Source organism: Ruegeria sp. CRTD044 (genome assembly GCF_059613485.1).
Genome location: NZ_JBXWSP010000011.1, coordinates 326,939 through 351,728 on the forward strand (window position 1 = coordinate 326,939; position 24,790 = coordinate 351,728).

A 24,790-nucleotide genomic window follows, 5' to 3' on the forward strand; every position below is an offset into this window, starting at 1 on the left:
GAAGTAATGAGTAAAGCGCAGTGAACAATCGATGAGGCTCGGATTGAGCGATACCGATACGCAGGTTTTGCGCCGCCGATGGGTCTTCGGACTCATCGGCTTCGGCGTTTTGTTGGGTCTGGTCACGGTGGCGTGGCTGTCGGCGCAGGTGTTTACCGATTTCAACGACCGGCGAGCGGCACCTTCGGACAATGTCCAATGGACGTTGTCGCAGGTCGAGGTCGACTATTTGTCCTACCTGAACGCTCTGGAAACCGCGTCGGCGGCGCAGGACGCGGAGAATGGCACGTTGGATCTGGTGCGCCGGCGGTTCGATCTGTTCTACAGCCGTGTCGATACGCTGGCCCAATCCCGCGTGTTCCAGCCTTTGCGCCAGGATGACCGGTTCCGCCTGCCGTTGGATCGGGTGACCCGGCACCTGAACGCCGCGATCCCCTTGATCGACGCGCCGGATGCGGAGCTGTCCGAAAAACTGGACGATCTGAAACGCGCCGCCCTTGAGATCGGTCCGCATGTCCGCACGTTGGCCGTTTCGGGCATCTCGTATTTTGCCACCGAGTCGGACCAGCAGCGCATCCAGACGGCGGCAAACTTGCTGCGATTGGCGATTCTGTCGGGGGCCTTGCTTCTGACTCTGGGTGCTGTCAGCGCCTATCTTCTGGTGGTCAACCGGCGCGCCACGCGCCGCGGACGCGCGCTGCGGCAGGCGAATGAACGGATGAACACGATCCTCTCAACCTCGTTGGACGGAGTGATCGTGGTCGATGCCAAGGGCGACGTGATCGAGTTCAACCCAGCTGCCGAGGCAATATTCGGCTATACGGCGGATCAGGCCCGGGGTCGCGCGATCGGTGACCTGATCGTGCCGCCGCATCTGCGTGAGGCACATAGCGCCGGCATGGTGCGCATGCAGTCTGGCGGAGAACGTCATGTCGTCGGCAAAGGCCGTGTCCAGTTGGAGGCGATGCGCGCGGATGGCGAGCAGTTTCCGGTCGAACTGGCGCTGCAATCGGCCCGGGCAGGCGATCAGGAAATCGTCATCGGCTTTGTCCGTGACATCTCGCAGCGGGTTGCCGCCCAGCAGGAATTGATCAGCACTCGTGACCGCGCCTTGGCCGGCGAGAAGGCCAAGGCCGATTTCCTGACCGTGATGAGCCACGAGATCCGCACGCCGCTGAACGGGTTGCTGGGCAACCTCACGCTGCTAAAAAACACCCGCACCACCCGGGAACAGGCGCGGTTTGTCGAGAACATGGAAATCTCGGGCCAGATCCTCCTGAGCCACGTCGACACCGTTCTGGACATCGCCCGGTTCGAGGCCGGGAAACTGTCGGTGGCGTTGCAGCCCTCGAACCTGAACGACATCCTGCAAGAGATTGTGGATGGTCAAAGCGGCAACGCCGCCTCGCGGGAGAACTCCATCTCTTGGCAGTGGGTGGGCGAGGCGCGCCCCTGCGTTGCCGCCGATGCCCAAAGGTTGCGGCAGATTCTTCTGAACCTTGTCGGCAATGCCATCAAATTCACCGAAAACGGTCGGATCTCGATCGAGGTCGAAGTAACCGAGCCTGGCCCCACGGCCAGCGTCAACATCTTTGAATTCCGCATCATCGATACGGGTATCGGCATCGGCGCGGATGAGGTCGGCGTCATCTTTGATGATTTTCACACCAGCGATCCAAGCATCGGTCGGGCCACCGGGGGCACCGGTCTGGGCCTGGGCATCGCACGTCGGTTTGCTCGGGCCATGGGCGGAGAGATCGGCGTTGAAAGCACGCCCGGCGAGGGCAGCGTGTTCTGGGTTCGTCTGCCGCTGCAGGACGCGGAATTGGACGCCAACGTTGACAGCGACCAGCCAGAGGTTCAGCACGCCCAGCCGTTGGACGTGCTGGTGGTCGAAGACAACGAGATCAACCGCGAGGTGATCTGCAACATGCTGAAACTGGACGGTCACCGGGTGACGGTTGCCGAGAACGGCCAACTGGGTGTGGACGCAGCGGCAGCGCATCGGTTCGACGTGATCCTGATGGATATCAGCATGCCGGTCATGGACGGCCCGACGGCCACGCGCCACATCCGCAGCGGGGGCGGGCCTTCGGCGGAGATACCGATCATTGCCGTTTCGGCCAACGTGCTGCCTGATGCGGTCGACGCGTTCCGCGCCGCCGGTATGACAGCCTTTGTCGGCAAGCCGATTGCCCTGGATGCCTTGCGCAAGGCCTTGTCGGTTGTCTCCGGCCCCGGAGCTTCGACCCGGTCCGAGGACGAAACGGATCATATCGCAGATCTGCGCGCCAACCTCGGCGCCGACGTCTTTGACCGGTTGCTTGCCAAATACTTGTCCGAAGGGGATGCCGTGGTCGCGCAGCTTGCCCAGTTGGACGGCGGTGAAGCCGATCTGGACCGGGTCGCGCAGGAGTGTCACAGGCTGGCCGGAAGCGCGGCGACCTTTGGTGCGATGGGGTTCCGTGATGCGCTGATTGCGACCGAGATGGCCGCAAAATCCGCAGACCGTCAGCAGGTCGCCCACCTGTTGAGCGGTCTGCCCGAGGTTTGGGAGCGGGCAAAGGCTGCCCTGCCCGCCCCCGGAGCGATCAAGGGATGAGCAGCGCAGCGGCCCCGACGATGCCCAGCGACCGGGCGATTTCGGTCACTCCGGTGACCTTGCTGTCGTAACAGGCCACGGCATCACCCGGCAGAACATAGGGATCGAAGTCGTCGCGGTCTCCGCGCCGCAGCAGCTTTTCGATATTGCGCTCGATGACGACCGAGGACCCGGTTACGGGGTTGCGCGTGAACAGTACAGCACTGCGGTTGGCGTTCGTGGTTTTCGACCCGCCGACGCAGTTGCTGTCAACCACGGCCTGCAGGAAACGGGTGCCATAGGGCACTTCACGCACGTCGCGCCCGATGGCGGATTCTGCATTGCCCGCAGCGGGTTGGGTCAGGTTTGACATATACAGTGTCACGCCGGGCGGGCTGATCGGGCTGGGGCGCATCAGCGCGTCCTGAAAGCACCCGCGGCTGTTGACCACGATCTGGTCGCCGGTCAACAGCATGATGTCGGTCGGGTCCGATCCTTCGAACACACCACGCAGATCCATGCGATAGATGCGCCCTTGACGGTGCAGCTCGACGGCTGACAGGTCGGCATCCGGCCGCACCCCGCCCGCGGCCCGCAGTGCCACCGACAGGTTGCGCCCCTCGGTCGAGGCCCCCAGCGCGCCCTGGCGCCGACGGTCCAGGGAATCGCCTGGAACACCGCCAATCTCGACCGAGTGCGGCTCGAACACCGCGCCACGTACACCCACTGTCACCGAGGCGAAATCGCTGACCCGTACGGTCACACGGGGTTCGGCGTCATAGAACTGGGCCGCAACCAGAACACGGGCCACCTCTTGTTCGACCTGCTCGGTGGTGCGGCCCTGAGCGCGCACGGGCGGCAGGTACGGCAGCTTGAGGTCTCCGTCACGCGAAACGACATAAGCGTCGCTCAGCAGGTCGTCCCCTTCGATGGTGATCTGGACCATGTCGTTGCGCGACAGTTTCTCGCCCAACAAGGGGCTGAGTGCGGGTTGCGACCATTTCGCATAGGCATTTGCGCCCTGATCGCCGGCCTGCGGCATGCAGCTCTGGCCGTTCATCGCGGCGGCCTGCAGCAACGGCGTGTCGCCCCGTCGACGTCCGGGTTCGCGGTATTGCGCCTGATAGCTTTCGCCGCGCGATACGGCTTCGATGTTGCGCGGGGTCTGCATGCTGCTGCACCCCAGCAGGGTCGAGGCGCTGACGGCCGTAATAAGTAAGGTCTTGAAATTCATGGTCATTTTCATCTCCTGATCTTTCACAGAAGATAAACCCTGCCGCGCGGCCTGCGTCAGCCCGGCATCGGGATGGCGGCTTGTCCCATTCGGATAGGTGCCTCTCCGAACGGTCCCCAGCCCCGTCCGATCGCGTCCGGGACACAGACCCTGGCCACCCGTAAAACGGAACCAACAACTGTTTTTCGGGATAACGGCGTCATGACGCACAGCTTTGCACAATCCGGTTTTCTGCGGCACCTGTTGGCCTACACCGCCTCCGAAGTGGCGGCCAAGGCGTCGCGCCTGGTCGTCGTGGTGGCCGTTGCCCGTACCCTCAGCCCCGAAGCGATCGGTCTGGCCGCTGCGGCTCTTGCGGCGGGCGACATCCTCAAGGCGCTGACCGAGAACGGGGTGAACCAGCGTATCATTCAGGCCCCGTCCGAGGAACTGGCGCAGCGGTGCAACACGGCGCACCGCATCTTCTGGGTCTGGTGCGCGGGGCTGTGCCTGCTGCAACTGGCGGTCGCAGCGGCGCTGTTCGTCATGGGCCACACGATGCTGGCGATGCTGCTGGCGGTGCTGGCCGGGGAATACCTGTTCATGCCGGCGGGCCTGGTTCAGGCCGCACTGGCAATGCGCGAGGGCAAGCTGCAGCAGACCGCCGCGATCGCCGGCGGGCAAGTCGTGGGGGCCAATGCCCTGACAGCGCTTCTGGCGGTGGTCTGGGCCTCGCCTCTGGCATTGGTTCTGCCGCGCCTGCTGACTGCACCTGTCTGGCTTGTGCTGATGCGCCGCCTGCGTCGGTGGTCGCCTGATCGTCGGGCCGGGTTTGCAGCCTTGAAACCGTTCGTGGGCTATGGCTGGGCCGTTCTGGGCGTGGAACTGGTCAAGGTTCTGCGCCTGCAGGCCGACAAGCTGGTGGTGGGCGCCATGTTGGGCGCCGAGGCGCTTGGTATCTATTTCATGGCTTTCAATGCGGGGCTTGGGCTGGCCACTTCGTTCACCCAAGCCTTCTCGGTCGTTCTGTTCCCGCATCTGTGCGCGGCCGAGGACAAGCACGGGGCGCTGCGCCACGGGCTGGGCCTGTCTCTGCTGATCCTGACGCCGCTGGTTTTGCTGCAGGCGGCGCTGGCCCCGGTCTATGTGCCGCTGCTGCTGGGACAGGGATGGGCCGAGATCGCCCCGGTGGTATCGGTTCTGTGCCTTGCAGCCCTGCCGACGGTGATCTGGTCGGCGGTCGCCGGGTGGCTGCGTTCGGAAAACCGCCCCGTCACCGAATTGCGGGTCAGCACGGTTCTGGCCGTGGGCCTGATCGCCAACACGACCCTGATGGCGCCGCTGGGCCTGATGCCCGTCGCCGTCGGGTATGTCTGCACCTGCAGCGCCATCATGCTGGCCGCATCCTGGGCGCTGCTGCCGCGGGGTTCTGCAATCACTCAGGAGGCGCGCGCCCAATGACCCGGTTTTCCATCATCGTTCCCTTCCACAATGACGCGGCAACCATTGCCGCCACCCTGAATAGCCTGCTGGGGCAGAGCTTTGCGGATTTCGAACTCATCTGCGTGGGCGACAAGCCCTCGCGCCAGACGACCGAAGTTGTCCGGCAATTTTGTGCGCGCGACGCCCGGGTGCGGGTCGAGGCCAACCCCAATCGCGGCCCCAGCTCTGCGCGCAACCATGGTGCAACTGTGGCCACCGGCGACATCCTCGCGTTCTGCGACGCGGATGACCTGTGGGTCACCGACAAGCTGGCCCAACTGGACCGGTTGTTTGCAGATACCAGCATTGATGCGGCCTTTGGCCAGATCGGTTTCTTTTCCGAAACCCCCGGCGATTGTCCGACGCGCTCAACGGTTCCTACCGATCCCCTGACCATTCCTGACCTGCTGACGGAAAACGCGGTGTGCACGATGTCGAACCTTGCAGTGCGCCGCCAGGTGTTCGCTGCTGTCGGCGGGCTGAACCCGGCTGCGGTCCACAACGAAGATCTCGAGCTGCTGATCCGCTTGGCGGGCGAAGGCCACGTGATCATCGGGGTTGACCGCCTGCAGGTCTGGTACCGGACCAGCGGCAGCGGTCTGTCTTCGGACCTCGAGGCGATGCGGGCCGGGCGCGCTCGGGCGGTTGCAACGGCGGCCCGCTACGGCGTTGCGCCGTCGCCCGCATCCGAGGCGATCTACATGCGGTATCTGGCCCGGCGCGCACTGCGTCTGGGCGCGGAACCGTCGATGGCCCGCGCCTATGCCCGCGCCGGTCTGGCGCTGAGCGCGCGCAGCTTTCTCAACCCAATCCGCCGCGGTGTGCCCACTGCACTTGGCGCGGCACTGGCCCCCGCCCTGCCCCGCCCGATCCGTCAGGCGCTGTTTGCCCGCTGATTCCAACCAGGAGACCAAAAATGCCCCAGGCATCCATCATCGTTCCCGCCTACAACACCGCCGCGACCCTGACCGAGACTCTGGCCTCGCTTCTGTCGCAGACCCATGATGATTTCGAAATCATCATCGTGGATGACGGCTCGCAGGACGAAACCCCCGCCATTGCCCGCGCCAATGCTATCGACCCCAAAGTGCGGGTGATCCGGCAGGAAAACCGCGGCCTCGCCGGGGCGCGCAATACCGGCATCGCGGCCGCTCGGGGAGAGTTCGTCGGCTTCTGCGACGCCGACGACTTGTGGCTGCCCGAAAAGCTGGCCACCCATGTGCGTCACCTGCAGGCCGAACCCGACCTTGCGATCAGCTATTCCGGCAGTGCCATGATCGACGAGGGTGGTCGGCTGATGCGCGTCCGTCAGTCGCCGCGCCTGCGGGACGTGACGGCGGCACATGTCCTGAAACGCAACCCGATCGGCAATGGATCGGCAGCGGTGATGCGCAAATCCGCCTTGCTCGATCTGGCCTACCGTCCGGCGTTCGAGTCCAAGCGCGACTGGGTCTTTGACGAAACCTTTCGCCAGTCCGAGGACATCGAATGCTGGCTGCGGCTGATGCTGACGACGGATTGGCAAATCGCAGGCGTACCGGGGTTGCTGACCCGCTATCGGATCCATGCGACCGGCCTGTCGGCGGCCTTGGACCGACAGTTGCAGGCGTGGGAGCGGATGGTCGACAAGCTGCGTCCACTGAACCCCGAATTCTTTGCCCGGCACGAGGCGGCGGCGTGCGCCTATCAGCTGCGCTATCTAGCGCGACGCGCGGTCAGCAATCTGGATGCGCACAAGGCTTGGGAGCTTGCGCAGCGGTCGATTTCAACCAGCGCCCGGCCCCCGATCGAAGAACCCGGCAAAACGTTGACCACCATCATCGCGGCCGCAGCCCTGCGCGCGGTCGGGCCGGCGCCTGTTGTTCAAGCCGGTCGCCTCATGCGCCGCCAGACTTCCATCTGAACCGAGGTTTCCAAATGTCCAAGATCACCGTTCTTCACCTTGTTGATGACACCACGGCCGGTGGGGTCATGCGTATGCTCGACCATCTTGCGCAGCTGCCCGAACTGGCCGACGAAGTCCACCAAGAGGTTCGCCCGGTCAAGCGGACCGCCTTCAGCTGGGGCAGTTTCGACGCCGATGTCATCGTATGCCACATCGCCCCCGGCTGGCGTTGCCTGCCGGCCTTCTCGGCCCTGCGGGCGATGCATCCCACCGCGCGGCTGGTGCATGTCGAACACAGCTATACCCGGTCTTTCACCGCCTTGAACGTGCCGCACAAGCGGCGGTTCTTTGCGATGCTGCGCGTGACCTATTCGTTGTTCGATCAGGTCATCGCCGTCAGCAAGGCGCAGGCCGGCTGGATGGCCGAACGTCGGTTGGCACCCGCATCCAAGCTGAGCGTGATCTCGCCCCAGGTTGACCTGGGCGCGGTTGCCCGCGCAGCCGGGCCGGTCGAGGCGGCCCGGGTCATCGGTGCGATCGGACGGCTCGAGCCGCAGAAAGGCTTCGATCTGCTGATCGAAGGATTTCGCATGTGCCCCAACCCCGATGCACGGCTTGTGATCTTTGGCGAAGGCAGCCAGCGCGACCGCCTTGCAGCCTTGGCCGCAGGCGATCGGCGGATCGAGTTTAGGGGCCACGCCGACGACCCGGCCGAAGCCTATCGGGCCGTGGACGTGGTGGCGATGCCCTCGCGGTGGGAGGCCTACGGGTTGGTGGCGGATGAGGCGCGCGCGGCGCGGCGTCCGGTCATCGTCAGCATGGTCGACGGTCTGCGTGACCGGATCGGGGCAAGCGGCGTGATCCCGTGCGGGTCCGATCCCAAGGCGTGGCGCAAATCGATCGAGGCAGTTCTGGCGGGTACGCCTCCGGTGGTTCCCGCCTTGGCGCCCAAGGCTGACAGATCCCGCTATGCAGAGCGGTGGCGGCAGGTGTTCGACCCGGCCAAAGGGTTTTGAGGGCGGCGTGGTGACGGCTACTGCAAGGTGTGCCACAAGAACCAGCGGCAATGTCCGGGCGGGCTTTGCGTGGGCGTGTTGGCCAGGCGACCAAAGGGCTCGAATCCCAAAGCCTGATAGAACCGCGCAGCGGCCGGGTTGGATGTGTCCAGCCACGCAGAATGACACCCGCGCTGGCGTGCCTCGGCAAAGGCGTGGTCCAGCAACTGCCGGCCCAAACCGCGGCGTCGATGGGTCGGGTCGACCCATAAGGTCTTGATCAGCAGCCACCCATAGGAGGTTGCGCCATGCAGGCCGCCCACCCGGTTGGCGCCGTCCTGCGCAATCAGCGTGATGCTGTCATTGACCCCTTGCGGCGCGGTGGCCCGCAGTTCCGCAAGAAGGGCTTGCTCGACCCAGTCCTCCTGCCCGGGGGCGGAAACAATGGACGGGCCCGTCATCGGTCAGGCCCATGCCCGTTGAGTGGGGATCGGTGCGGCACCGCTCATGCCGGGGAAGTTTCCGCGTTCAGGATCTCGATCACCATCGCTGCCGTCCAGGTGAAGCTGCTGCCGCCGCAGGGTTCGGCGGTGACCGGGTCGTAATATTCGGCAAAGCCGCTTTGCTCGATCAGGCGCAGGCTGTCGTCGACGATCCGCTGCACGATCCGGGTTTGCCCGGCGCGTTGCAGACCATCTGCGATCATGTAGTTCACGATCAGCCAGACCGGCCCGCGCCAGTACCTTAGCCCGTCGAATTCGGGGGCCGCCGGGTCGTGGCTGGGCACCAGATACGGGACCGTGGCACCGATGGCTTCCAACCGCTGGGCAATGGCTTGCGCGCGGTGCTCGGGGATGGGACAGAACGCCGCCAGCAACCCGCCGATCGAGGGGCTGTCGATCAACTCCCCGGTGACCCGATCAAAGCACAGATATTGCCCACGGGTCTCGCTCCACAGGGCGTCCATCGCCGCGATGGCCGCTTGCGCAAAGGCGCGCGAGGCGCTTGCGATCTCGGCCTCGCCCAGGTCGTCGGCCAGCGCGGCAAGGTCGAGGCACGAGCGGATCAGGATCGCGTTGAATCCGGGGTCTACGACCCGGAACGGCGAGGCGTCATGCAGCCTGGAATTATCCCAGCCAAGGCCGCGGAAATGTTGCACCAGCCAGATATAGCGGCGGTATTCTTCATCGGTCGGCCTGTGCGCCGGGTTGGCGTGGGCCACGTCGCGACGCTGGAACGGGGCCACGCCCTCGGTCGGGACCCGGGCCAGCGCCGCGTCCCAATCTACCGAGTTGTCACGCCCCGATTCCCACGGGTGGATGATGGCGACCAGTCCGGTGCCCTGCGGGTCACGGTTCGTATAGAACCATTGGTGCCAGGCATGGATCTTGGGCAGCAGGGCACGGGCCTGCGCATCGGCCAGCGCCCGGTTCTTCGCCCGCGCATAGATTCGCCGTACGGCAAACCCGGCCACCGCAGGCTGCGTGATGCCCGAGGTCGGAACCGCGCGGCCCGTGGCCCAGACATCCGGCCCCGGGAAATAGCCGTCATTCATCTCGTGAAAGATGATATGCGGCACCATGCCGTCATCCCACTGATGCCGGAACAAGGTCTCGATCTCGCGCCAGGCGCGGGCCTCGTCGAAATGCGAGAACCCAAGGGCGCTGAGGGCGCTGTCCCAGTTCCACTGGAACGGATAGAGGCCGTGGGTGGGCACCGTATAGTCGCCCCGGTCGTTTCGGACCAGAACGGCGCGGGCCTGTTCGATAAGATCCTGTTTCATTGCGCGCTCCTCAGGCTACCGCCAGGGTTGTTTCGGGGTCGAACCAGCGCACCCGGTCGGGCTGCGGGGCCAGGGTCAGGGTGTCGCCGCGGCGGACGTTCAGATCGCTGTCTAGAACCGCGCGGAACAGAGCGCCGTCCACGCTGCATGTGACAAGCAGATGCGCGCCCAGGGGTTCAACCACCTTGACCGTGGCGGCCAGGCCCGTGTCGGCCGGGCGCAGATCCTCGGGGCGGATGGCGAAATGCAACGGCGTGGTTCGGGGCGGCCCGTCGAGGATCTGGCCCGCGACGGTCCATTTGCCGTCTCCGGACGGGGTGGCGGGCAGGAAGTTCATCGGCGGATTGCCGATGAATCCGGCCACGAACTCGGCCGCCGGGTTGCGGTAGACTTCGATCGGCGAGGCCGCCTGAACGATCTTGCCCTGATGCATCACGCTGATCCGGTCGGCCATGCTCATGGCTTCGACCTGGTCGTGGGTGACGTAGATGGCGGTGGTGTTACTTTCGGCCAGAACGCCCTTGAGCTCGGCCCGCATCTCCATACGCAGCAGCGCGTCGAGGTTCGACAGCGGCTCGTCCATCAAGATCACGTCGGGCTCCATCGCCAGGGCGCGGGCCACGGCGACGCGTTGGCGCTGACCGCCGGACAGCTCGCCGGAATAGCGCCCCAGCAGCTGGTCGATATGCATCAGACCCGCCGTGCGCTCGACCCGGCGCTTGACCTCGTCATTGGGCAGTTTCTGCATCCGCAGGCCGAACCCGATGTTTTCGAACACGGTCAGATGCGGGAAAACGGCATAGTTCTGGAACACCATGGCGATACCCCGATCCTTGGGCGGCAGGTGATCCACCCGGCGTCCGCCGATCCAGACCTCGCCCTCGGTTGCGGTCTCCAGCCCGGCGATGATCCGCAGCAGCGTGGTCTTGCCGCAGCCCGAGGCCCCCAGCAGAACCATGAATTCCTGGTCCTGGATGGTCAGGTTGATGTCGTGCAGCGCCTGATAGCTGCCAAAGCGTTTTGCGACATTCTTGATTTGAATTTCTGCCATTATTCCAACTCCTTGGGGCTGTCAGCGGTTGGCGATGCCCCACATGGCGAACAGGTATTTGCGCACGGCGAAGATGAAGATCAGTGCCGGAACGACCAGGATGAAACCGCCCGCGAATTTCAGATGCAGCGGCGAGGTGTCGAGGTTCTGCAACAAAAAGGCCGTCAGGGTCCGGTTCTCGATCGTCAAGACAGCGGCGGCGAACACCTCGTTCCAAGAGATCACGAAAGCGAAGATGGCCGAGGCCGTGATCCCCGGCAGGATCAACGGCAGCACCACCTTGGTGAAGGCGGTCAGCCGGGTGCAGCCCAGCGTCCAGGCGGCCTCTTCCAGTTCCAGCGGGATGCCGGAAAACAGCGAGAACGTGATCAGCACCGCAAACGGGATGGCCAGCGTGGTGTGCACCAGCGACAGGCCGAATACTGTGTCATCCAGCCCGGTCTGGATGAACATCACCGCCAAGGGCAGCGCCAGCAGCGGCAGCGGAAAGGCGCGGGTCAGCAGGATCAGCAGGCGGAACGCCTCTTTCCCGCGAAAGTCGAACCGTGACAGGGCATAGCCGGCCGGCGCGCCGATCAGGATCGACATGATCATCGTCAGCCCGGCCACCAGGATCGAGTTCTTGAGCGCGGTCAGGATGCCCGCGAAACCGGCAAAGAACCCAAGGCTGCCCAGGTCGAATTCGGGGATGAACGGCTTGGGAAAGCTGTTCACCGTTTCCGGCGAGGACAGCGTGTTGATCAGCAGGAAATACAGCGGCACCAGCACCCAGGCGCAAAGCAGCACCACCGCGGCGATGTAGACATAGCGGCCGGCCCGGCGCGTATCGGGCGCGGCGACATCGGTCGTGACGGTCGTCATATCGTGGCTCCTTTCGGGACACGCAGGGCGCGCAGGATGATCAGGGTGAACCCGATCGAGATGGCGAGGATGATCAGCGCCATCGCCGCCGCTGCGCCGCTGTCAAGCAGGTCGAATTGATAGGCGTAGGTTTCGCTCATGAGGACGGGGAACAGGGTTCCCCCCAGGGCCAGCACCACGGCGAAGACCTCGAAGGCCAGGATCACGCGCAGCACCAGTGCCGTCTGCAGCGACGGGCGCAGCAGCGGCAGCGTGATGCGGGTGAAGCGTTTCCAGGGTGACGCGCCAAAGACCTCAGCCGCCTCATAATATTCCTTGGGGATCAGGCCGATCCCGGCCACCAGGATCACCAGCATGATCGCCGTGGCGCGCCAGATCTCGGCCAGGGCGATGGCCAGGAACACCACGCCGGGGTGCTGATAGCTGAGGAAATTTACCGGCCGGTCCACCACGCCCAGCCCAGAAAGCATGGAGTTCAGGAAGCCCGACTGTTCGAAGATTGCCAGCCAGATGATGCCCGCGGCCAGATCCGAGATCCCCAGCGGGATGGTCCAGACATACAGCACCAGGTCGCGCCCGCGCTGCATCTTGTTGACCATCGTGGCCATCAGCAGCGCCAGCGCCAGTTGCACTGGAACCACCGCCGCCGCCAGCAGCAGCGTGTTCTGCAGCGAGATCGGGAATTTCCAGTACCCGACCACCTGCCGGAAATTGTCCAGCGTGAATCCGTCGCCGGTGTTGAAAGCCTGCTTGGCGACAAGGACGAAAGGATACAGAAAGAACAGGCAGAGAAACGCCGTCACGGGCAGGATCAGCACATAGGGCAACACACGAGCGTTCATCAGATCGCTCCTTTCCTTGCGGAAGTTCCGGTGGTTTCGGGCAGAGAGGTCGGGGGACACCGGGCCTGCGACAAGCCCGGTGTCGGGATCAGGTCAGACCCTTATTCGACGGGGCACGGACCGTCCGAAGGCGCATCCGGAGCCCAGCAGGGCGCGCCGGTCTCCTGCATGATCGCCTCCAATGCGCCTTTCTGATCGTCCAGCACGGTGCGGATGTCCTGACCGCCCAGTACGATCCGCTCGAACGCATCGGTATAGACACGGTTGAAGTCACCGCCCTTGTCGCCCAGTCCTGCGGGCAGCAGCCCGGGGTTGGCATCAGCCGAGCCACTCATCTTGGCGACCGCGTCGCCTGCGGCCTTTACGGCTGGCGGCAGGTCGGCGGGCAGGTCAACCGCGACGACCGGGAAGAAGTTGGTGGCACGCAGCGTGGCGATCTGGGTTTCCGGCTTCATCATATAGGCGACCAGAGCTTTGGACGCTTCCATGTCCGGTGCGGTTTTGGGGATCGCAACACCAGCCAGAACCGGCATGAAGCCGCGCCCGGTCGGGCCCGCCGGGGCCGGGAAGGCCACGAAGTCATCAGGCCGCTCGTTGAAGGCCTGCGCCAGACGCGAGGTGTGGTCGAACACGATCCAGGCATCGCCCGACAACAGCTGTTCCTGCATGAACGAGAAGTTGGTCGAGGCCGGGTTGGTGTGGGTCCACAGCTCGCGGAATTTTTCCCACGCGGTCACGGCATCGTCGCTGGCAAAGGTCCGCACCACGCCGTTCGTATAGGACGGATACAGATAGCCCTGGAAGAAGCGGTGCTTCAGGCCCTTGGGCCCGGCCGGGAAGCCGAATTTCGGCTCGCCCGCAGCCTCATGCGCGTTGGCGGCCCATTCGATCAGCTGGTCATAGGTCAGCGCATTGATGTCTGCGCCTTCGGGCAGGTACTGCAGCGCCTCTTTGTTGGCCGCCATGATATAGCTGGCTTGCATCCAGGGGATGTATTGCAGGCTGCCTGCTCCCAGGGTCGCCAGTTCGTTGAAGGTGTCCGAGGCCGATGCGATGCCCAGATCATCTAGGTCGACCAGATCATCTGGGTTCATGGCCGAGAAGTCGCCATGCAGCGCGCCCAGAACGCCGATCGTGCCCGAGCCGGCCTGCAATTCGGCCTGCAGACGCGTCAGCCAGGGGCCGCCGTCATTGGGCTGGTAGTCCACGCCACCCTCGAAGCCTGAAAGAACCTGTTCGCGCATGGCCTGCGCCTCTTCGACCGGCTTGGCCTGTGTCGACCAGAACAGAACCTCGGCCTGCGCAACGTTTGTGACCAGGGCCAGAACAAGGCCGGATGCGGCACCGACCAGCTTGGATTGAATTGACATGGACTCCTCCCAGAGTTTCGATTGGGCCTTTTGCCCGTTCTGCCCGGTGGGGTCGGTTTGCTGTGCGTGTCGTGCGGCGACTCACCCCAGGCGATGCCATTAGCATGGTATAACGATATATCTTCCGTCAACGAATATTTTCCAATCGGTTGGCCCGAACTTTAGTAAATTGTGGGAATTGCTCGTTGCAATACCCATGTGGGTTGGGCATTTTGATGATGCAACGATATATCAGAAGTCCGAGAAATGCCCGCCAAACCCACCCTCGCCAGTGTCGCCAAAGCCGCCGGAGTCTCGATCCCGACGGTCAGTCAGGTGATGCGCGGCACCGGGCGGATTTCCGAGCAGACCCGCAAGAAAGTGCTGCAGGCGGCCGAGGACCTGCACTATGTCACTGACTCGCGCGCGGCGTCGATGCGATCGGGCGAGAACCGGGAAATCGGGTTCGTTCTGAACCAGTTCGCAAACCCGTTCAACGCCGAAGTCGTCAGCGGCGCGGTCGAACTGTTGGAGGCCGAGGGGTATCTGGTTTCGATCCTGGATACGCGCGACGACGCGGACCGGCAGGGCAAGCAATTGCGGGATTTCATCCGCAACGGGCGCGGCGGCCTGCTGTGGGTGCCTGCGCTGGAGACCACGGCCGAAACTCTTCAACTGCTGCGCACGCATGGTTTGCCCACGGTGACCTTTCTGCGCCATGTCAGCCCCGATTTTGATCATGTGGGCATCAGAAATGCCGAGGCGACTGCGACCGCGACAAATCACTTGGCAGATCTTGGGCATCGACACATAGCATTTTTTGGCGGTATCGGCATGAACCCCGTTCGAAAGCAGCGCATATCCGGGTATCAGCGTACTCTGCAGGACTTGTCTTTGGGGCCGCCGATCATCTGGCCCTCACCTGACACCAAGCGTGCGGGTATGCAGGAGATGCTGAAATTGCATGACGCCCATCCAGAGGTCACGGCGGTGGTCTGCAATGGGGACATGGTCGCTTTGGGGGCGTGTTTCGGTCTGATGCGGGCTGGGTTGCAGCCGGGGCGGGATGTTTCGATTGTTGGATTTGACGATACCGAGGATGCCTCGGTCGCAATTCCCGCGCTCAGTACCATGGCGGTTTCGCCAAAACGGTTGGGCCGCAAGCTCGCGCGCACTCTGCTGGACAGGATAAAAGACCCTGATATGCCGGTAATCGTGTCCGAAGTTTCAGCCCGGTTCATCGCACGGGAAACCACGGGGCCGCTGCAGAAGGACCGCTGACGGATCAGGCGCGCGTATCCGGCAAGGTCTCGCTCCACTTCCGCAGCTCGTCCAGAAAACCCAGCGCGGTGCGTCCACGTTCGGTCACGGAGTACTGCACTGAAACCGGTGAGGTTTCGAGCACTTGGCGGATTACAAGGCCCTGTTGCTCCAATTGGCGCAGGCGTTCGGCGATCATCTTTTTGCTGGCGCCGCCGATCATCCGCGCCAAGTCGTTGAATCGCACTGGCTCGTCTTTGAGGTGCCATAGGATCGACCCGGTCCACTTGCCACCGATGATCCGCATGCCGCGCTCGATGGGGCATGGTTCGCGGCACGCATCCACCGCTTGCCGCTTGCCTTGGTCGTCCTGTTCGATACGGGCACGCATCGCCTACTCCAGTCCAGTTTCAGGTTACAAAAAGTAAACTGGTTGCAATTCATCACTACCGTTCTCAAGTTCGGTTTCACCCCAACCGAAGTCAAGGGGCAAGCAGTTTCAAAACCAAGGATATGGACATGAAAAAGATCCTGATCGTGAACGGTACGCAGCCTTATGAATTCGCACCTGGCCGCCTGAATGCGTCGCTGGTGCAACGGGCGCAGGACGCACTGGTCGGTATGGGCCACGAGGTGCGCGTGACCACGGTTGCTGAAGGGTACGACATCAATGCCGAGATTGACGCCCATGTCTGGGCGGATGTGGTCATCATGCAGTTTCCGGTGAACTGGATGGGTGTACCGTGGGTGTTCAAGAAATACCTCGACGAGGTCTACACCGCGGGCATGGACGGCCGGTTGCTGGCCGGCGACGGCCGGACCGCCGAGGCGCCCAAGGCCAATTACGGCACCGGTGGCCTGCTGCACGGAACGAATTACATGCTGTCGGTCACCTTCAACGCCCCGAGCGAGGCGTTCGACAACCCGGCCGAGCCGTTCTTTGCCGGGGCCAGCGTCGATGACCTGCTGTGGCCCATGCACCTGAACGCCAAGTTTCTGGCGATGCAGCCCCTGCCCACCTTCGCGGCTTTCGACGTGATGAAGAACCCCCGGATCGAGCAGGATTTCCAGCGGTTCGACGCGCATCTGAAAGAGCATTTCGAGGAGATCGCGCATGTCGCGGCCTGACATCCACCTGTACACCGCGGCCACGATGAATGGCTACAAGCCGGTGATCTTCCTGGAAGAGGCAGGCGTGCCCTACGACCTGACCCCCATCGACTTTTCCAAGCAGGAACAAAAGACGCCGGCGTTCTTGTCGCTGAACCCCAACGGCAAGATCCCGGTGATCGAGGACCGGGCCGAAGGTCGTGCGATTTTCGAAAGCGGCGCGATCCTGTGGCACCTCGCGCAGAAATACGGTCAGTTTCTGCCCTCAGACCCCGCGCAGCAGTCCGAGGTGATGCAGTGGATGCTGTTCCAGGTTGGGCATGTGGGTCCGATGATGGGCCAGGCGATGTATTTCCAGCATATTGCCGCACCCAATGGCCATACCGAGCCGTTCTCGATCCGCCGCTACGTGAACGAAAGCCGCCGCCTGATGGAGGTGATGAATGATCGCCTGAATGGACGCGACTGGATCGCGGCGGAACAATATACGATCGCGGACATGATGCTGTACCCCTGGGCGCGGGCTTATGTCTGGGCGCAGGTTCAGGTCGATGACCTTCCGCATCTGAACGCATGGTTCGACCGCATCGATGCCCGGCCCGCAGTTCAGAAGGCGCTGACCATTCCCAAGGCCAATCCCCAGTTCTGGGATGCTTCGGCTGATGCCAGCGCCTTTGCGCGGGAAAACGCCGCGCGGTTTGCCGGTGACGTGAAAAAGGACTGAAGCCGCGGCCCGGGCCCGCACAACAGCACCTTGGGCGCCGCACGGCCCAAGCGCGGGTCGATGGCCGGGTGGACGCTTTACTCGGGTGTCAAAAGCGGTCAGTCTGAACCATCGGCGCGCCGGGTGATCCCCTCGGATCGCGCTGTCACATCATTGTCGTCATAAACGTTCAGATGATGCGTCGACCAATTTATTTCGAGAGGTGCCTCATGACCCTATCCAGCAAATTCGCGATGTCGCGGCGTCAATTCATGGCCACGACCACGGCCGGCGTCGCCATGGTTTCCCTGCACCCGTTCTCCGCCGCCGCCGCAAGCAACCAGGCGCATCTGCGGATCATGGAAACGACCGACATTCACGTTCACGTCTTTCCCTACGACTACTACGCCGACAAGCCGCGCGATACGGTGGGCCTGTCGCGCGCGGCCTCGATCATCAACCAGATCCGTGCCGAGGCCACCAACTCGATGCTGGTCGACAATGGCGACTTTCTTCAGGGCAACCCGATGGGCGACTACATCGCCTACGAGCGTGGCATGAACGATGGCGACACCCACCCGATCATCAATGCGTTCAACACATTGGGCTATGATGCCGCGACGCTGGGGAACCACGAGTTCAACTATGGCCTGAGCTTTCTGGAAAAATCGCTGGCCGGGGCGCGGTTCCCGATCGTGCTGGCCAATATCGCCAAGGAACAGGGTGCAAATCCGCGCGCGGACAAGACGCTGGTGCAGCCCTATGTCATTCTCGACCGCGAGATCGAGCTGGGCGATGGCAGCAAGCAGCCGATCCGCATTGGCGTCATCGGCTTCACCCCGCCGCAGATCATGAACTGGGACCGCCGCCACCTGGAAGGCAACGTGCAGGCCCGCGACATCGTCGAGACCGCCAAGGCCTATGTACCCGAGATGAAAGAGCAGGGCTGCGATCTGATCCTGGCCCTGTCGCACTCGGGCATCGGCGCGGCCGATCACGCGGACGGGATGGAGAACGCCTCGGTCCCGCTGGCCGGGGTCGATGGCATCGACGCGCTGGTGACCGGGCACAACCACCTGGTCTTCCCCTCGCCCACCTTCGCCGACCGTGCGGGCGTTGACGTGGACAAGGGCACGCTGATGGGCAAGCCGGCCGTCATGGGCGGGTTCTGGGGGTCGCATCTGGGCGTGCTCGACCTGCTGCTGGAACGCGACGGCAACGAATGGCGCGTGGTCACCACCACCTCCGAGGCGCGGCCGATCTCGAAGCGCAACGAAGACCGCTCGATCACCGCACTGGTCGAGGACGACCCCAAAGTGCTGGCCTCGGTCGCGCAGGATCACGAGGAAACGCTGGCCTATGTGCGCCGCGCGGTGGGCAAGACCTCGGCGCCGCTGCACAGCTATTTCGCGCTGGTGGCCGACGACCCCTCGGTCCAGATCGTGTCGATCGCGCAGAAATGGTATGTCCAAGAGATGTTGAAAGGCACCGAGCACGAGGGCTTGCCCATCCTGTCGGCCGCGGCGCCGTTCAAGGCCGGTGGCCGGGGTGGACCCGAATACTATACCGACGTGCCGGTGGGCGATGTGGCGATCAAGAACGTGGCCGACCTGTATCTCTATCCCAACACCGTGCGCGCGGTGCGGGTGAACGGCGCGCAATTGCGCGGCTGGCTGGAGCGTTCGGCCGGGATGTTCAACCAGATCGAGCCGGGCGCCAAGGATGCGCTGCTGCTGAACCCCGAATTCCCCTCCTACAATTTCGACGTGATCGACGGTGTGACCTATCAGATCGACCTGTCTCAGCCCTCGCGCTTTGGCCCGAAGGGCGAAGAGGTCAACCCCGTTGCGGCGCGCATCGTGAACCTGCAGTTCGACGGTGCCCAGGTGACCGACGACATGGAGTTCATCATCGCCACCAACAACTACCGCGCTTCCGGCGGCGGATCATTCCCGGGGGCGATGGGCGACACCATCGTGTTCGAGGCCCCGGACACCAACCGCGACGTGATCGTGCGCTATATCGTCGAACAAGGCACGATCGACCCCAAGGCCGACGGCAACTGGTCCTTCGCACCGCTGGGCGACACCACGGTTCTGTTTGAAACCGGTCCCAAGGCACGCGATTACATTAGCGACGTCAAGGGGTTGGCGCTGGAAGACGCAGGCGACGGGGCCGACGGCTTCGCGGCCTTCCGCATCACGCTCTGACCGGCGACAGACATCGGATCGGGCGGCCAAACTGGCCGCCCTTTTCTTTTGGTTTGGAGCCGAGAGCCGGATCATCACACGCATTGGTGTGATGCCTATTTTTCGGGCGATAGGGGTAATAATGCCCATAAAGTGGGCGGACAAGTATTCTGACTCAATTGCCTCTGCCGGGCTGCGCTGACTCGAGGAAAAGGCTGTGGTGCTTTCGCATCCGACAGTCCTCTCGCCCGGAGCTTCCAATAACCTCTTTGTCCGCAATAACTCCCGCGCAAGCGATCGCCGCGCCTCCCCGTGCTGTCGGGCGGGGTGTTGTGTCCGTGGTTGGCCGCGCGGGCCGGACCGAGTTGCAGGACCTGCGCCAGCAGGGGTCGCTGAAGTTGCTGTTTCCACTTCGTGATGGCACGGATATGCAGGCGGTGCTGATCAACACCGCCGGCGGCGTCACCGGCGGAGACAGTTTTGACCTTTCCGCTACCGCTCAGGCAGATGCACATCTGACCCTGACCACGCAGGCGGCCGAGCGCGCTTATCGCGCGTCCGGAGCAGTTCCGGGCCGGATTCGGACACATCTGACTGTGGCAACAGGCGGCCAGTTGAACTGGCTTCCGCAGGAAACAATCCTGTTCGATGGTTGCGCGATCGACCGCCGCCTGCGTGTCGATCTGGCCCTCGATGCCGGCCTGCTGCTGGTGGAATCGCTGATCTTCGGACGCGCCGCAATGGGCGAGCAGGTCACGTCGGCCCACTTCCACGACCGCATCGAAATCTGGCGCGCGGGCCGGCTGGCCCATCTGGACGCGCTGCGCCTGACCGGTGATCTGGCGGCAGAAATGGCCCGGCCGGGCGTTGGCGACGGCGCGGGCGCGCTTAGCAGCCTGATACTGATCCGCCCTGATGCCGCTGCGCATTTGGACCCGATCCGCGCGGCCTTGCCCGACACCGGCGGCGTAAGCCTTGTGGGTGACGACATGCTGTTGATGCGCCTGCTGGCGCCCGACGGTTTCACGCTGCGCCAGACCCTTGTGCCGATCCTGAACCGGTTGACCCGCAATTCCCTGCCAAGACCCTGGATGATCTGACATGCAACTCTCGCCGCGTGAAAAAGACAAACTGCTGATTGCCATGGCCGCCGAGGTGGCGCGCAAGCGCCTGGCTCGGGGCGTGCGCCTGAACTACCCCGAGGCCATCGCGCTGATCACCGATGCCGTGGTCGAGGGTGCCCGCGACGGCCGCTCGGTCGCCGACATGATGGAGGCCGGCGCGCAGGTCATCACCCGCGATCAGTGCATGGACGGCATCCCCGAGATGATCCACGAGGTGCAGGTCGAGGCGACGTTTCCCGACGGCACCAAGCTGGTCACCGTTCACAACCCCATCCGCTGAAGGAGATGACGATGAGAAACCTGGCTTCCCTGCCCTTCGCCCTGATGGCCGCGCCCGCGCTGGCGCATGACGGACCGCATTTGCACCCGCATGACTCGGGCACCTGGCTGGTGCTGGTCCTGCTGCTGGCGATCGGCGGCGTCGCATTCTGGCTGAAGGCACGCAAATGATCCCCGGAGAGGTCATCACCGCCCCCGGCGAGATCGAGCTGAACGCGGGCGCGACGGCGATCACCCTAATGGTGGCCAATACCGGTGACCGGCCCGTGCAGGTGGGCTCGCACTATCATTTCGCCGAAACCAACCCGGCGCTGGATTTCGACCGGGCCGCCGCCCACGGCATGCGGCTGGACATCGCCGCCGGCACCGCCGTGCGGTTCGAACCCGGCCAAAGGCGCGAGGTGCAGCTGATCCCGATCGCCGGCGCGCGGCGCGTCTTCGGCTTCAACGGCGCAGTCATGGGAGACCTCTGATGCCAGCCCGGATCAAACGTTCCGACTATGCCGCGATGTACGGCCCCACCACGGGCGACAAGGTGCGGCTGGCCGATACCGACTTGACCATCGAGGTCGAGCGCGACCTGACCACCTATGGCGAAGAGGTCAAGTTCGGCGGCGGCAAGGTGATCCGCGACGGCATGGGCCAGTCACAGGCCACCCGTGCCGAAGGGGCGGTGGACACCGTGATCACCAATGCGCTGATCGTTGACTGGACGGGCATCTACAAGGCGGATGTGGGCCTGAAGGACGGGCGCATCGCCCGGATCGGCAAGGCGGGCAACCCCGACACGCAGCCCGGCGTGGATATCATCGTCGGTCCCGGCACCGAGGCCATCGCCGGCGAGGGCCGCATCCTGACCGCCGGCGGGTTCGACAGCCACATCCATTTCATTTGCCCGCAACAGATCGAGGATGCGCTGCATTCCGGCCTGACCACCATGCTGGGCGGCGGCACCGGCCCGGCGCATGGCACGCTGGCCACCACCTGCACGCCCGGCCCCTGGCATATCGGGCGCATGCTGCAGGCGGCCGATGCCTTTCCGATGAACCTGGCCTTTGCGGGCAAGGGCAACGCCTCGCAACCGGCGGCCCTGCGCGAACAGGTCCTGGCCGGGGCCTGCGCCCTGAAACTGCACGAGGACTGGGGCACCACCCCGGCAGCCATCGATTGCTGCCTGTCGGTGGCCGACGAGATGGACGTGCAGGTGATGATCCACACCGACACGCTGAACGAAAGCGGGTTTGTCGAAAACACCGTGGCCGCCATGAAAGGCCGCACGATCCACGCCTTCCACACTGAAGGCGCGGGCGGCGGCCACGCCCCTGACATCATCAAGATCTGCGGCGAAGGGCATGTGCTGCCCTCGTCGACCAACCCGACCCGGCCTTTTACCGTGAACACCGTCGAAGAGCATCTGGACATGCTGATGGTCTGCCATCACCTCGACAAATCCATCCCCGAGGACGTGGCCTTTGCTGAAAGCCGCATCCGGCGCGAGACCATTGCGGCCGAGGACATTCTGCACGACATGGGCGCGTTCAGCATCATCGCGTCCGACAGCCAGGCGATGGGCCGCGTGGGCGAGGTGCTGATCCGCACCTGGCAGACCGCCGACAAGATGAAGAAACAACGTGGGCGCCTGCTTGAGGAGACGGGCGAAAACGACAACTTCCGCGTGCGCCGCTATATCGCGAAATACACGATCAATCCGGCCATCGCGCACGGGCTTGGCACCCATATCGGCAGCATCGAGGAGGGCAAACGCGCTGATCTGGTGCTGTGGAATCCCGCCTTTTTCGGCGTGAAGCCCGAGATGGTGCTGCTGGGCGGCACCATCGCCTGTGCGCAGATGGGCGACCCGAACGCTTCGATCCCCACGCCTCAGCCGGTCTATTCGCGGCCGATGTGGGGGGCCTATGGCCGCTCGGTCGAACGGGGCGCGGTCACCTTCGTGTCGGAAGCCGCCCAAGAGGACGGCATCGCTGCGCGTCTGGGCCTTGCCAAGCAGACCGTCGCCGTGCGCAACACCCGCGCGATCGGCAAACGCGACCTACGGCTGAACGATGCGCTGCCTGAGATCGAGGTGAACCCCGAAACCTACGAGGTGCGCGCCGACGGCGAATTGCTCACCTGCCAACCCGCCGAAACCCTGCCCATGGCGCAACGCTATTTCCTGTTCTGAGAAGGGACGCCCTGATGCTTGCCACATCACAGAAAATCCGCCGCAACGGTCAGTGGGACGAAACCCATGGCACCGTGATGTTGAACTACGAAGACCGCTTTCTGCGCCGCCGAATGCTGCGCACCGCCCAGAACGAAGAGTTCTTGGTGGATCTGTCGCAGACGACCTCGCTGGACGGAGGGGACGCGTTCGAGCTGGCCGATGGTCGCCTGATCGAGGTGGTCGCCGCCGAAGAGGACCTGTTCGCCGTCACCGGCCCCGATCTGACCCGGCTGGCCTGGCATATCGGCAACCGTCACACCCCCTGCCAGATCGAGCCCGACCGGCTGGTGATCCGCCGCGACCACGTGATCCGCGACATGCTTTTGAAGCTTGGCGCGACGGTGCAAGACATCCGCGCACCCTTCAACCCCGAAGGCGGCGCCTATGGGCACGGACGGACGCATGGCCACAGCCACTGACCTTGATCTGCTGACGCTGACGCAATGGCTGTCACCCGCCTACCCGGTCGGGGCTTTTGCCTATTCGCACGGACTGGAACGTCTGGTTCAATCGGGCGCGGTGCACGATGCGGCCAGCCTGCGGGATTGGCTGCACGACGTGCTGGAACACGGTGCGGGATGGTCGGATGCCCTGTTTCTGACCGCCGCTTGGCGCGCCAAATCCGAGCTGGCCGTGACCGAACTTGACGATATGGCCCGCGCCTTCGCCGGCCCCTTCGAGCGCAGGTTCGAAACCGCGCAACAAGGCGCGGCCTTCTGCGGTGTGACGGCTGCTGTCTGGGGCATCGAACTGACGGAACTGACCTACCCCATCGCCGTCGGCTGCGCCGCACGCCAGGCCGGTTTGCCGGTGGAACCGACCGCGCGGCTGTATCTGCATGCGTTCATCAGCAATCTTGTTTCTGCCGCGCAGCGGCTGATGCCCCTGGGCCAGACCGCTGCGCAAGGGGTGGTCCGAGACATGGCGCCCTTGTGCGCAAATCAGGCGCACGCGGCGGTGGAGGCCGATCTGTCCGCCCTGTCCGGCACCGCCTTTCTGGCCGAGATCGCGGCCATGCAACATGAAACTCAACAACCAAGGATATTCCGCACATGAGTAGCATGAACGGCCCTCTGCGGGTGGGCATCGGCGGCCCGGTCGGTGCGGGCAAGACCAGCCTGACCGCCGCCCTAGCCCGCGCGCTGCGCGATACCCACTCGATCGGGGTGATCACCAATGACATCTACACGCAGGAAGACGCCGAGGCGCTGATGCGCATGCAGATCCTGCCGCAGGACCGGGTGATCGGCGTGGAAACCGGAGGTTGCCCGCATACGGCGATCCGAGAGGATGCCTCGATCAATCTGGCCGCCGTGGCCGAGATGGTGCGCCGTCACCCCGAGGTCGAGATCGTTCTGATCGAATCCGGCGGTGACAACCTGTCGGCCACCTTCAGCCCGGAACTGGCGGATGTGACGATCTACGTGATCGACGTGGCCGCGGGCGAAGAGATCCCCCGCAAGGGTGGCCCCGCGATCACCCGGTCGGACATCCTGATCATCAACAAGATCGACCTTGCCCCGCACGTCGGAGCGGACCTGTTGGTGATGCAGCACGATGCGGCCCGGATGCGCGGCGATCGGCCGTTCGTATTCACCAACCTGCGGAGCGGTAGCGGAACGAATGAAATCATCGACCTGTTGGACAAGATCGCCGGCATCGACGCCGGGCGGCGTGCAACGGCGTAGGACCCACAACACGACTTTGGGCGTTTCCGGTTCCAGAATTTGGAACCTTGCGCCTGCCGGGTAATCCGATGTAACCGGACTCGACCACCGAAGCTGTCCTTGCGATAGCCCGGTGCGAGAAAGTTGCAGCCGGGCCGATCCTTCTAGGGGCCGCCCCATCACCTGAGGACC

Annotated in this window: 25 protein-coding genes; 17 read left to right on the top strand and 8 right to left on the bottom strand. The window is 64.1% G+C overall.

All coding sequences use genetic code 11. The features are described from left to right. Nucleotides 1-43 precede the first annotated feature (43 nt). Nucleotides 44-2,602, top strand: a complete 2,559-nt coding sequence (locus tag AC2FNL_RS11475) for an ATP-binding protein (RefSeq protein ID WP_496833692.1) — start codon at nucleotides 44-46, stop codon at nucleotides 2,600-2,602. On the opposite strand, the gene AC2FNL_RS11480 is transcribed toward AC2FNL_RS11475, so the two are convergent. Next, entirely contained in the window at nucleotides 2,592-3,821 is a 1,230-nt protein-coding gene (locus AC2FNL_RS11480) for a polysaccharide biosynthesis/export family protein (RefSeq protein ID WP_496833694.1), read from the bottom strand. The two genes, AC2FNL_RS11475 and AC2FNL_RS11480, sit on opposite strands and share 11 nt — an antisense overlap. Nucleotides 3,822-4,016: 195 nt before the next feature. On the opposite strand from AC2FNL_RS11480, the gene AC2FNL_RS11485 reads away from it, so the two are divergent. From AC2FNL_RS11485 to AC2FNL_RS11500, 4 genes are read left to right on the top strand one after another with little or no spacing between them, the layout of a single operon-like run. Continuing rightward, nucleotides 4,017-5,255: an oligosaccharide flippase family protein gene (locus AC2FNL_RS11485; RefSeq protein WP_496833696.1), complete on the top strand. Its 1,239-nt coding sequence runs from the start codon at nucleotides 4,017-4,019 to the stop codon at nucleotides 5,253-5,255. Continuing rightward, complete coding sequence (locus AC2FNL_RS11490; RefSeq protein WP_496833698.1) at nucleotides 5,252-6,172, top strand: glycosyltransferase family 2 protein; 921 nt, start codon at nucleotides 5,252-5,254, stop codon at nucleotides 6,170-6,172. The genes AC2FNL_RS11485 and AC2FNL_RS11490 overlap by 4 nt, the downstream gene beginning before the upstream one ends. A 20-nt stretch (nucleotides 6,173-6,192) precedes the next feature. After that, nucleotides 6,193-7,179 (top strand): glycosyltransferase family 2 protein, encoded by a 987-nt coding sequence (locus tag AC2FNL_RS11495; RefSeq protein WP_496833699.1) that lies wholly within the window; start codon nucleotides 6,193-6,195, stop codon nucleotides 7,177-7,179. A gap of 14 nt (nucleotides 7,180-7,193) precedes the next feature. Next, nucleotides 7,194-8,177: a glycosyltransferase family 4 protein gene (locus tag AC2FNL_RS11500; protein WP_496833701.1), complete on the top strand. Its 984-nt coding sequence runs from the start codon at nucleotides 7,194-7,196 to the stop codon at nucleotides 8,175-8,177. Between the two features lie 17 nt (nucleotides 8,178-8,194). Here AC2FNL_RS11500 and AC2FNL_RS11505 read toward each other — a convergent pair whose 3' ends face one another. The 6 genes from AC2FNL_RS11505 to AC2FNL_RS11530 form a co-directional block, all read right to left on the bottom strand. Further along, nucleotides 8,195-8,617 (bottom strand): GNAT family N-acetyltransferase, encoded by a 423-nt coding sequence (locus tag AC2FNL_RS11505; RefSeq protein WP_170457488.1) that lies wholly within the window; start codon nucleotides 8,615-8,617, stop codon nucleotides 8,195-8,197. A gap of 44 nt (nucleotides 8,618-8,661) precedes the next feature. Beyond that, nucleotides 8,662-9,939 carry an amylo-alpha-1,6-glucosidase gene (locus AC2FNL_RS11510; RefSeq protein ID WP_496833702.1) on the bottom strand — a complete coding sequence of 426 codons (1,278 nt, stop codon included), beginning with the start codon at nucleotides 9,937-9,939 and terminating at the stop codon, nucleotides 8,662-8,664. A 10-nt stretch (nucleotides 9,940-9,949) separates the two neighbouring features. Next, complete coding sequence (locus AC2FNL_RS11515; protein ID WP_480776202.1) at nucleotides 9,950-10,990, bottom strand: ABC transporter ATP-binding protein; 1,041 nt, start codon at nucleotides 10,988-10,990, stop codon at nucleotides 9,950-9,952. A 21-nt stretch (nucleotides 10,991-11,011) separates the two neighbouring features. Next, the gene (locus tag AC2FNL_RS11520) at nucleotides 11,012-11,851 is read right to left on the bottom strand and encodes a carbohydrate ABC transporter permease (protein ID WP_170341552.1); all 840 of its coding nucleotides are present in this window, start codon (nucleotides 11,849-11,851) and stop codon (nucleotides 11,012-11,014) included. Further along, the gene (locus tag AC2FNL_RS11525; RefSeq protein ID WP_170341551.1) at nucleotides 11,848-12,693 is read right to left on the bottom strand and encodes a carbohydrate ABC transporter permease; all 846 of its coding nucleotides are present in this window, start codon (nucleotides 12,691-12,693) and stop codon (nucleotides 11,848-11,850) included. Before AC2FNL_RS11525 ends, AC2FNL_RS11520 begins: the two co-directional genes overlap by 4 nt. 101 nt (nucleotides 12,694-12,794) lie before the next feature. Then, on the bottom strand, nucleotides 12,795-14,063 hold the full coding sequence (locus AC2FNL_RS11530) for an ABC transporter substrate-binding protein (RefSeq protein ID WP_260066514.1): 1,269 nt from the start codon (nucleotides 14,061-14,063) through the stop codon (nucleotides 12,795-12,797). A gap of 246 nt (nucleotides 14,064-14,309) precedes the next feature. Here AC2FNL_RS11530 and AC2FNL_RS11535 point away from each other — a divergent pair, with 246 nt between their 5' ends. Continuing rightward, nucleotides 14,310-15,323: a LacI family DNA-binding transcriptional regulator gene (locus AC2FNL_RS11535; protein ID WP_170341549.1), complete on the top strand. Its 1,014-nt coding sequence runs from the start codon at nucleotides 14,310-14,312 to the stop codon at nucleotides 15,321-15,323. 4 nt (nucleotides 15,324-15,327) lie between these two features. Here AC2FNL_RS11535 and AC2FNL_RS11540 read toward each other — a convergent pair whose 3' ends face one another. Next, a complete protein-coding gene (locus AC2FNL_RS11540; protein WP_170588900.1) occupies nucleotides 15,328-15,693 on the bottom strand; it encodes a winged helix-turn-helix transcriptional regulator in 366 nt (121 codons plus the stop codon). Between the two features lie 128 nt (nucleotides 15,694-15,821). Here AC2FNL_RS11540 and AC2FNL_RS11545 point away from each other — a divergent pair, with 128 nt between their 5' ends. The 11 genes from AC2FNL_RS11545 to ureG all read left to right on the top strand — a co-directional run bounded on the left by AC2FNL_RS11545 (nucleotide 15,822) and on the right by ureG (nucleotide 24,619). Further along, complete coding sequence (locus AC2FNL_RS11545) at nucleotides 15,822-16,430, top strand: NAD(P)H-dependent oxidoreductase (protein ID WP_496833705.1); 609 nt, start codon at nucleotides 15,822-15,824, stop codon at nucleotides 16,428-16,430. Beyond that, nucleotides 16,417-17,136: a glutathione S-transferase family protein gene (locus AC2FNL_RS11550; protein WP_496833707.1), complete on the top strand. Its 720-nt coding sequence runs from the start codon at nucleotides 16,417-16,419 to the stop codon at nucleotides 17,134-17,136. The genes AC2FNL_RS11545 and AC2FNL_RS11550 overlap by 14 nt, the downstream gene beginning before the upstream one ends. Nucleotides 17,137-17,345: 209 nt before the next feature. Beyond that, complete coding sequence (locus AC2FNL_RS11555; protein ID WP_496833709.1) at nucleotides 17,346-19,325, top strand: bifunctional 2',3'-cyclic-nucleotide 2'-phosphodiesterase/3'-nucleotidase; 1,980 nt, start codon at nucleotides 17,346-17,348, stop codon at nucleotides 19,323-19,325. Between the two features lie 311 nt (nucleotides 19,326-19,636). Continuing rightward, a complete protein-coding gene (locus AC2FNL_RS11560) occupies nucleotides 19,637-20,404 on the top strand; it encodes an urease accessory protein UreD (protein WP_496833712.1) in 768 nt (255 codons plus the stop codon). Between the two features lies 1 nt (nucleotide 20,405). Continuing rightward, the gene (locus AC2FNL_RS11565) at nucleotides 20,406-20,708 is read left to right on the top strand and encodes an urease subunit gamma (protein ID WP_005976933.1); all 303 of its coding nucleotides are present in this window, start codon (nucleotides 20,406-20,408) and stop codon (nucleotides 20,706-20,708) included. A gap of 11 nt (nucleotides 20,709-20,719) precedes the next feature. After that, complete coding sequence (locus AC2FNL_RS11570; RefSeq protein WP_170341545.1) at nucleotides 20,720-20,878, top strand: hypothetical protein; 159 nt, start codon at nucleotides 20,720-20,722, stop codon at nucleotides 20,876-20,878. Beyond that, nucleotides 20,875-21,180: an urease subunit beta gene (locus AC2FNL_RS11575; protein WP_170341555.1), complete on the top strand. Its 306-nt coding sequence runs from the start codon at nucleotides 20,875-20,877 to the stop codon at nucleotides 21,178-21,180. Before AC2FNL_RS11570 ends, AC2FNL_RS11575 begins: the two co-directional genes overlap by 4 nt. After that, nucleotides 21,180-22,889 carry an urease subunit alpha gene (ureC, locus tag AC2FNL_RS11580; protein ID WP_496833714.1) on the top strand — a complete coding sequence of 570 codons (1,710 nt, stop codon included), beginning with the start codon at nucleotides 21,180-21,182 and terminating at the stop codon, nucleotides 22,887-22,889. Before AC2FNL_RS11575 ends, ureC begins: the two co-directional genes overlap by 1 nt. A 14-nt stretch (nucleotides 22,890-22,903) precedes the next feature. Further along, nucleotides 22,904-23,350 carry an urease accessory protein UreE gene (locus AC2FNL_RS11585; protein ID WP_093963330.1) on the top strand — a complete coding sequence of 149 codons (447 nt, stop codon included), beginning with the start codon at nucleotides 22,904-22,906 and terminating at the stop codon, nucleotides 23,348-23,350. Further along, nucleotides 23,334-23,987, top strand: a complete 654-nt coding sequence (locus AC2FNL_RS11590) for an urease accessory protein UreF (protein WP_496833716.1) — start codon at nucleotides 23,334-23,336, stop codon at nucleotides 23,985-23,987. Before AC2FNL_RS11585 ends, AC2FNL_RS11590 begins: the two co-directional genes overlap by 17 nt. After that, on the top strand, nucleotides 23,984-24,619 hold the full coding sequence (gene ureG, locus AC2FNL_RS11595; RefSeq protein ID WP_093963332.1) for an urease accessory protein UreG: 636 nt from the start codon (nucleotides 23,984-23,986) through the stop codon (nucleotides 24,617-24,619). Before AC2FNL_RS11590 ends, ureG begins: the two co-directional genes overlap by 4 nt. Nucleotides 24,620-24,790: the final 171 nt, after the last annotated feature.

What these genes read in the sequence shown, in the direction of transcription:
- AC2FNL_RS11480 (WP_496833694.1), bottom strand. Translation starts at nt 3,821, where the DNA reads ATGACCATGAATTTCAAGACCTTACTTATTACGGCCGTCAGCGCCTCG.
- AC2FNL_RS11485 (WP_496833696.1), top strand. Translation starts at nt 4,017, where the DNA reads ATGACGCACAGCTTTGCACAATCCGGTTTTCTGCGGCACCTGTTGGCC.
- AC2FNL_RS11490 (WP_496833698.1), top strand. Translation starts at nt 5,252, where the DNA reads ATGACCCGGTTTTCCATCATCGTTCCCTTCCACAATGACGCGGCAACC.
- AC2FNL_RS11495 (WP_496833699.1), top strand. Translation starts at nt 6,193, where the DNA reads ATGCCCCAGGCATCCATCATCGTTCCCGCCTACAACACCGCCGCGACC.
- AC2FNL_RS11500 (WP_496833701.1), top strand. Translation starts at nt 7,194, where the DNA reads ATGTCCAAGATCACCGTTCTTCACCTTGTTGATGACACCACGGCCGGT.
- AC2FNL_RS11505 (WP_170457488.1), bottom strand. Translation starts at nt 8,617, where the DNA reads ATGACGGGCCCGTCCATTGTTTCCGCCCCCGGGCAGGAGGACTGGGTC.
- AC2FNL_RS11510 (WP_496833702.1), bottom strand. Translation starts at nt 9,939, where the DNA reads ATGAAACAGGATCTTATCGAACAGGCCCGCGCCGTTCTGGTCCGAAAC.
- AC2FNL_RS11515 (WP_480776202.1), bottom strand. Translation starts at nt 10,990, where the DNA reads ATGGCAGAAATTCAAATCAAGAATGTCGCAAAACGCTTTGGCAGCTAT.
- AC2FNL_RS11520 (WP_170341552.1), bottom strand. Translation starts at nt 11,851, where the DNA reads ATGACGACCGTCACGACCGATGTCGCCGCGCCCGATACGCGCCGGGCC.
- AC2FNL_RS11525 (WP_170341551.1), bottom strand. Translation starts at nt 12,693, where the DNA reads ATGAACGCTCGTGTGTTGCCCTATGTGCTGATCCTGCCCGTGACGGCG.
- AC2FNL_RS11530 (WP_260066514.1), bottom strand. Translation starts at nt 14,063, where the DNA reads ATGTCAATTCAATCCAAGCTGGTCGGTGCCGCATCCGGCCTTGTTCTG.
- AC2FNL_RS11535 (WP_170341549.1), top strand. Translation starts at nt 14,310, where the DNA reads ATGCCCGCCAAACCCACCCTCGCCAGTGTCGCCAAAGCCGCCGGAGTC.
- AC2FNL_RS11540 (WP_170588900.1), bottom strand. Translation starts at nt 15,693, where the DNA reads ATGCGTGCCCGTATCGAACAGGACGACCAAGGCAAGCGGCAAGCGGTG.
- AC2FNL_RS11545 (WP_496833705.1), top strand. Translation starts at nt 15,822, where the DNA reads ATGAAAAAGATCCTGATCGTGAACGGTACGCAGCCTTATGAATTCGCA.
- AC2FNL_RS11550 (WP_496833707.1), top strand. Translation starts at nt 16,417, where the DNA reads ATGTCGCGGCCTGACATCCACCTGTACACCGCGGCCACGATGAATGGC.
- AC2FNL_RS11555 (WP_496833709.1), top strand. Translation starts at nt 17,346, where the DNA reads ATGACCCTATCCAGCAAATTCGCGATGTCGCGGCGTCAATTCATGGCC.
- AC2FNL_RS11565 (WP_005976933.1), top strand. Translation starts at nt 20,406, where the DNA reads ATGCAACTCTCGCCGCGTGAAAAAGACAAACTGCTGATTGCCATGGCC.
- AC2FNL_RS11570 (WP_170341545.1), top strand. Translation starts at nt 20,720, where the DNA reads ATGAGAAACCTGGCTTCCCTGCCCTTCGCCCTGATGGCCGCGCCCGCG.
- AC2FNL_RS11575 (WP_170341555.1), top strand. Translation starts at nt 20,875, where the DNA reads ATGATCCCCGGAGAGGTCATCACCGCCCCCGGCGAGATCGAGCTGAAC.
- ureC (WP_496833714.1), top strand. Translation starts at nt 21,180, where the DNA reads ATGCCAGCCCGGATCAAACGTTCCGACTATGCCGCGATGTACGGCCCC.
- AC2FNL_RS11585 (WP_093963330.1), top strand. Translation starts at nt 22,904, where the DNA reads ATGCTTGCCACATCACAGAAAATCCGCCGCAACGGTCAGTGGGACGAA.
- AC2FNL_RS11590 (WP_496833716.1), top strand. Translation starts at nt 23,334, where the DNA reads ATGGCCACAGCCACTGACCTTGATCTGCTGACGCTGACGCAATGGCTG.
- ureG (WP_093963332.1), top strand. Translation starts at nt 23,984, where the DNA reads ATGAGTAGCATGAACGGCCCTCTGCGGGTGGGCATCGGCGGCCCGGTC.